This window comes from Seonamhaeicola aphaedonensis (genome assembly GCF_003386195.1).
In the GTDB taxonomy this organism is placed as follows: Bacteria; Bacteroidota; Bacteroidia; order Flavobacteriales; family Flavobacteriaceae; genus Seonamhaeicola; species Seonamhaeicola aphaedonensis.
Map to the genome: position 1 here is coordinate 1 of NZ_QRDX01000016.1, position 4831 is coordinate 4831.

Annotated in this window: 3 protein-coding genes; all 3 read left to right on the top strand. The window is 31.9% G+C overall.

The genetic code is table 11. The annotated features are described in order from the left end of the window. The first annotated feature begins 289 nt into the window (after positions 1–289). The 3 genes from DFQ02_RS14765 to DFQ02_RS14775 are packed head-to-tail and all read left to right on the top strand — an operon-like array spanning position 290 to position 4502. Positions 290–1555, top strand: coding sequence for a DNA cytosine methyltransferase (locus tag DFQ02_RS14765; RefSeq protein ID WP_116525220.1), 1266 nt, complete (start codon positions 290–292; stop codon positions 1553–1555). Next, positions 1552–2631, top strand: a complete 1080-nt coding sequence (locus DFQ02_RS14770) for an HpaII family restriction endonuclease (RefSeq protein WP_116525221.1) — start codon at positions 1552–1554, stop codon at positions 2629–2631. Before DFQ02_RS14765 ends, DFQ02_RS14770 begins: the two co-directional genes overlap by 4 nt. Positions 2632–2633: 2 nt before the next feature. Continuing rightward, positions 2634–4502, top strand: coding sequence for an ATP-binding protein (locus tag DFQ02_RS14775; RefSeq protein ID WP_116525222.1), 1869 nt, complete (start codon positions 2634–2636; stop codon positions 4500–4502). Positions 4503–4831 lie beyond the last annotated feature (329 nt).

Sequence of the window (4831 nt, forward strand, 5' to 3'; positions counted from 1 at the left end):
AATTAGAGATTATAAGGAAGAGCTTTTCTCTAATTATTGCTCAAGAATTTATTATCTTTTCATTCTCAAAGCAGAACTACGTTTAACCCTGAGTTACCTGCAAGCTGAACCCAGCCGCACAAACAGCACATTTGGTTTTTGCCGACACATAAGCCAAAGCTGAAAAACCAAAAGAGCTGTTTTTTGCCTTTGCGCTCGAAAACATAGTGAAAAGATTGTGAATAAAAATATAGAAGCCGACCAACCAAAACAGCAAACTTTATTAACTTGTACGGTTAAATAAGAGATAATGATTAAAGAAAGAATTGACATAGAAAACATTGAAGGACAACTATTTGAAATAAAAGTAGTTGACCCAGATAATTCTAAACCTGCTTCTTTTACGCATTATTTACACAATCATAAAAATGGAGTTTCTCAATTTTACAAAAAAGATGCACTTTCTTACGTAAAAGAAATTCTTGAAAAAGAATATCCAACAGAAAAAGTCACAAATAAAGTAGCGGAAGAAGCACTTCAATATTTAATTTTTGACCTCAATAAATCTGTTCCATTTCCAGCACCTGAAAAACCAAAATTTAAGTTTATTGACCTTTTTGCAGGAATTGGTGGATTTCGTTTAGCTCTTCAAAATCTTGAAGGAAAGTGCGTTTTTACAAGTGAATGGGATAAGTATTCAAAACAAACCTATAAAGCTAATTTTGGAGAAATTCCGTTTGGAGATATAACAAAACCTGAAACAAAAAATTATATTCCAGACAATTTTGATTTGCTTTGTGCAGGTTTTCCTTGTCAAGCATTTTCAATTGCAGGAAGACGTGGTGGATTTGAAGACACAAGGGGAACCCTGTTTTTTGATGTAGCGGAAATCATAAAGAAAAAACAACCAAAAGCAATTTTCCTCGAAAATGTAAAAGGTTTAAGAAATCACGACAAAGGAAAAACTTTGGCAACCATTTTAAATGTGCTTCGTGAAGATTTAGGTTACTATGTTCCAGAGCCACAAATTATAAATGCCAAAGAATTTGGAGTGCCTCAAAACCGTGAACGAATTTTTATAGTTGGCTTCCACAAGGACACCAAAATTACAGACTTTGAATATCCAGAACCAACCAATAAAGATGCTGTTTTGGAAGATATTTTGGAAGAAAAAGAAGTTTCAGTAAAATATTATCTTTCAACTACCTACATAGATACTTTAAGAAATCATAAAGCAAGACACGAAAGCAAAGGAAATGGATTTGGCTATGAAATAATTCCAAATGATGGAACAGCAAACGCAGTTGTTTGTGGAGGAATGGGCAGAGAACGAAATTTAGTTCTTGATGATAGACTAACAAATTTTAAACCAATAACTAACATTTCGGGAAAGGTAAATCGAGAAGGGATTAGAAAAATGACACCTCGTGAGTGGGCAAGATTACAAGGTTTTCCAGACAATTTTAAAATAGTAGTTTCAGACGCACAAGCATACAAACAATTCGGAAATTCAGTTGCAGTTCCCGCAATTCAAGCAATAGCGGAAAAAATAATAGAAAAACTTAACTGCAAATGATTACAGGAAATAAGGGAGAATGGAGCGAAATTTATGCATTGTTCAAATTATTAGGTGATAAACAATTATTTCTCGGAAACAAAGACATAGAAAAATTAGAAGGTTTAGTTTACCCAATTATCAAAATACTTCGCACCGAAAACAACGGTAATTTTGAATATTCAATCCAAGATGAGATTATTTTAGTTTCGGGTAATGAAGAAGTATTAAAAATCCCTATTTCAGACTTTAAAGACAAAGCTCTTTTTCTTTTAAATTCAATCAAACAAAATAAAGAAAGGACTTTTTCAGTTCCAGAAATTGAGGAATTTATGCAATCCATAAATTGTATTTCCTTAAAAGCTAGTTCTACTGCAAAAACTGATATTACGATTGTTGTTCACGACCAAAGAACGAATCAACAGCCGACATTAGGTTTTAGTATAAAATCACAACTTGGAAGCCCTTCTACTCTATTAAATGCAGGTAAAACGACAAACTTTATTTATAAAATTGTTGGTGCAAATTTAACTGAAAACGAAATTGAACAAATCAATTCAATCGCTTCGAGAAGTAAAATAATGGATAGAATTGTTCAAATTCAAAAGAATGGTGGGCAATTTGATTTTATAAAAACAGAACGACAAATATTTTCAAACAACCTTGTTTTAATAGACAGTTTGCTTCCAGAGATTTTATCGCAAATCGTTTTTGATTTTTATTCAAGTGAGTTTTCACATTTGACCGATTTAGTAAACAAAACGGCTGACAAAAATCCATTAAACTTTGACATTGAAAACGAACATAAATTTTACGAATACAAAATTAAACGCTTCTTGACAGATGTTGCACTTGGAATGATGCCCTCGCAAGTTTGGACAGGAAAATATGATGCGACAGGCGGATATTTAATCGTCAAAGAAAATGGAGACGTTTTATGTTATCATATTTACAACAGAAATGAATTTGATGATTACTTACTAAATAATACAAAGCTTGATACTGCAAGTTCTTCTCGACACGAATTTGGAGAAATTTACGAAGAAAATGGAGAGCTATATTTTAATCTCAACTTGCAAATAAGATTCATCAAATAATTATGGAAGAAAACAAACTTGTAATGAAATTTGACCCTCATACAATTGAACACTTGGGGATTCAAATGTATTACACCTTGCCACCAGTAATAGCTGAACTAGTATCAAACTCATACGATGCAGATGCAAGTAAAGTTCAAATCTATCTAAATGATATTAACACCAAATCTATAATTGTAAAGGATGATGGTCACGGTATGACCTTTGAAGATATAAACGATAAATTTTTAAAGATTGGGCGAAATAGAAGAAATCAAACAAATTCCCAAAAGAGTGAATCTGGGAAAAGATATGTTATTGGTAAAAAGGGAATAGGTAAATTATCATTTTTTGGGATAGCATCAAACATAGAAGTTGAAACTGTAAAGAATAAAAAACGAAACATTTTTAGTTTAAATTGGAATCAACTTTTGGAAGCAAAAGAAAATTATGAACCAGAGATAATTTTACGAGATACGATCACGACTGATGCAAATGGAACTACTATTACTTTAACCCAAATCAGAAGAAAGACAGCGTTTGACTCTTATAATATAGCTTATAACTTGGCAAAAACTTTTACCGTTTTTGATGAGTCAGGATTTAAAACGGAAATTATACATAACTCTGATATTGAAAACAAAATTAAAGTAAAGAACAAGTTAAAATATGATAATATTGAAACAGAATTTGAATGGAATTTTCCGCTTTCTGAAAATGTAGGTTTCGAATATGAATATGCTCATAAAATTACTGGAAAAGTAATCTCTTGCAAAAGCACTGTACCTTCCAAAATGAATGGGATTACATTATTTTCTAGAGGGAAATTAGTAAACGAACCAGAATTTTACAATGAGAAAGCATCAAGTTTTGGATATGCCTATTTAACTGGATGGCTGAATATTGATTTTATTGATGAATGGTCGAAAGATGTGATTTCAACTAATCGCAAATCCTTAAATTGGGAAGATGAAGAAACTTCAAAATTGAAAATTTATTTGAGTTTTGCTGTAAAATACATCTATAAAAAACAAAGAGAAGAAAAAAAGAAGAAGCAAGTTGAACTGATATCTAAAATCGCCAATATAAATATTGAAATCTGGCAACAATCACTTCCAAAACACGAAGGAAAATTAGCCAAAAAACTTGTAGATTCAATTTTAAGCTCTGAAGGAATTCCAACTTCAAAACAAGCCGAATTAGTAAAATTTGTAAAAGATTCATTTCAATTTGAGTCCTTTAAAAATTTTGCAAGAGATTTGAATGATGTAGAAGACCTTGACACAGGCAGATTATTGGAGTTGTTTAGAGAATGGGAATTTATAGAATCACGCGAAATGTATAAATTGGCGACAGGTAGAATTGAAACTATAAAGACATTTGAAAAACTTATTTTTAAAAACGCACTTGAAGTGACGGAAATACATCCTTTCTTTGAAAAATTTCCTTGGATATTAGACCCTAGAATAAATATGTTTCGTCACGAAGCTCAATATGTTAAACTTCTTGAAGAGAATTATTTAGAAACAGATATTGAGCCTATAAACAGAAGAATTGATTTTCTTTGCACTTCAGTTTCAAACCACAGATTTGTAATAGAGATTAAGAGGCCAAATCACAAGATAACTAAAAAAGATATTGAACAAGCTAAAGACTACAGGAGTTTTATATCTGACCGTTGTAACACCGACCCTCAATCACCTAACAAAGTAGTTGCTTATTTAGTCGGAGGATTTATAAGTGATGATAGATTAACTCGAGGGGAAATCGATACTCAACAACAAGTTGACCAAGTTTATGTAAAAACATTCAATCAATTATTGTCTGATGCTAAAAACTATCATTTGGAATTTATTGAACGATATGAAGCTTTGGAAAAACCCAATGCATAAAGCCATACACATTTGCAATTCGCACTAGCCGACACACAAGCCAAAAATTGCAAAAGAATATGTCTTTGCCAACGCTGAAAACCAAGCAGAACGGAATAAAGCCAGCAGGTAACAATGTATAAAAATAATAGCGGTTTAATCGCTAAAACGAAAGTAAATAAATATAAAAAAGGTCTGTGTTTAACCGAAAAATTAGTGCTTACAAACCCGCTACTATTCTTATACTAGACCGATGGAACACATTCGCCGATGGCGAACTTTAATCTACGCTGCTTCGCAGACAATGCATCTTAAAGTAAATGTGTTCCTTCTCAGGGTTAAACCAAATT

Coding starts and splice junctions, on each gene's coding strand:
- DFQ02_RS14775 (WP_116525222.1), top strand. CDS start 2,634: ATGGAAGAAAACAAACTTGTAATGAAATTTGACCCTCATACAATTGAA.
- DFQ02_RS14770 (WP_116525221.1), top strand. CDS start 1,552: ATGATTACAGGAAATAAGGGAGAATGGAGCGAAATTTATGCATTGTTC.
- DFQ02_RS14765 (WP_116525220.1), top strand. CDS start 290: ATGATTAAAGAAAGAATTGACATAGAAAACATTGAAGGACAACTATTT.